Origin of the sequence: Chitinophaga sp. (assembly GCF_036566945.1) — a bacterium.
In the GTDB taxonomy this organism is placed as follows: Bacteria; Bacteroidota; Bacteroidia; order Chitinophagales; family Chitinophagaceae; genus Chitinophaga.
On the sequence record NZ_DATCVJ010000602.1, the window covers coordinates 1 to 1,585 of the forward strand.

A 1,585-nucleotide genomic window follows, 5' to 3' on the forward strand; every position below is an offset into this window, starting at 1 on the left:
ACCCAGGATTATACTGCTTGCACTGATTTTACCGATTTTTTTTTAAAGTTTTACTTAAGAATGAGTACCAGCGTACCGGCAATAATCAGCCCGGCACCGATCGCCGTTTTCCAGGTTAGCGCCTCGTGCAGAAAAACAGCCGCCAGTATAATAGTAAGGGCTACGCTCAGTTTATCTACCGGCGCTACCTGCGAAATTTTTCCCACCTGCAACGCCTTGAAATAAAAGATCCAGGAACAGCCGGTCGCTAATCCCGACAGCACCAGGAACAACATACTGTGTTTGGAAATCGCCCCGAAACTCTTAAACTCACCTCTGGCCAGTACTATTGCCCAGGCCATGATCAGGATGATTACCGTCCGGATGGCAGTAGCCAGATTAGAAGGAATATCCGCAACCCCGATTTTGGCGAATATAGCCGTGAGCGCAGCAAAGCCAGCAGAGAGTAAAGCATATATCCACCACATAGTACGGTTTTTTAAGCAGCTAAATTAGGGATCGAAACTGTATATATTCTGTAGCAGCACCCGTAACGGCTACCTGATTTTATATCCCAATATCTTCAGACTTCTTTCAACACCATCCAGTACCGCAATTTCCGGTAAATGTGCCCACTCGGTGAAACCTATGTCCGTAAAGAGTTTCAGGCTGGGGAGGTTGTGCGCAAAAATAAAACCAAGCAAAGTTTGTACGCCAAACTGCGGTGCTACTGCAATCGCATGACGCAGTATTTGTTTGCCTAAACCCTTGCCACGCGCAGATTCATCTAAATAAATACTTACTTCTACGGTACCATTATACGCCGGCCGGCCGTAGAAAGACTGAAAGCTCATCCAGCCTATATTATTTCCATCCAGATCAATCATCCATAATGGACGCAGGGAGGGATTGTGGGCATGGAACCAGTCCAGACGGCTCTCCGGCGTTACCGGGCTGGTATCTGCGGTCACCATTCTACCAGCAATAGTGCTGTTATAAATGTCAACGATTCTCGGCAGATCTGTTTCTGCCGCATGTCTGAAAACTAAACTCATGGTATATATTAATTAATAAATAGACTCCCGCGTATGTTCATGTCTTAAAAGACTGTATAGCTCTGCATTGACAAACTTTCCTTTCTCAAAAAAAGCATCTCTTAAAAAACCTTCATAGCGGAAACCCAGTCGGGTCAATAGTTTGGCAGAAGCAATGTTCTCCGGGTCCACAAAAGCCTCTATCCGGTTAAACTGCAATTCCTCGTAGCCATAAGTGAGCATATAACTGATCGCTTCCTTCATAATGCCTTTGCCCCAGAAGGAAGGTTGCAGGTCATAACCAATTTCTGCTTTGAAGTGAGGCTTGTTGATCTTGTGATAACCACAGGTACCAATCAACTCATCTTTTCCGGCCAGGGTAATGGCCCAACGCATTCCTTCTTCTTCCTCCAGACTTTTCCGGAAGAATTGAATAATATGGACGGCATCACTGATATTGGAAAATGAATCAATGTCCATGAACTTTGTTACCCTATCATCTGAAAAGTGATGAAACAAGGCAGCGGTATCCTTGTCTTCTACTGGTCGCAATACCAGGTTGCCGGTATTTA

3 protein-coding genes are annotated in these 1,585 nt (G+C 45.1%); all 3 read right to left on the minus strand.

Annotated features, from left to right (window positions below):
* Nucleotides 1–50: 50 nt before the first annotated feature.
* Nucleotides 51–467 carry an EamA family transporter gene (locus VIP81_RS18330; protein ID WP_331964208.1) on the minus strand — a complete coding sequence of 139 codons (417 nt, stop codon included), beginning with the start codon at nt 465–467 and terminating at the stop codon, nt 51–53.
* A 69-nt stretch (nt 468–536) separates the two neighbouring features.
* Nucleotides 537–1,034 (minus strand): N-acetyltransferase family protein, encoded by a 498-nt coding sequence (locus VIP81_RS18335; RefSeq protein ID WP_331964211.1) that lies wholly within the window; start codon nt 1,032–1,034, stop codon nt 537–539.
* A 12-nt stretch (nt 1,035–1,046) separates the two neighbouring features.
* A partial coding sequence (locus VIP81_RS18340; RefSeq protein WP_331964214.1) for a GNAT family N-acetyltransferase occupies nt 1,047–1,585 on the minus strand: 539 nt, incomplete at its 5' end.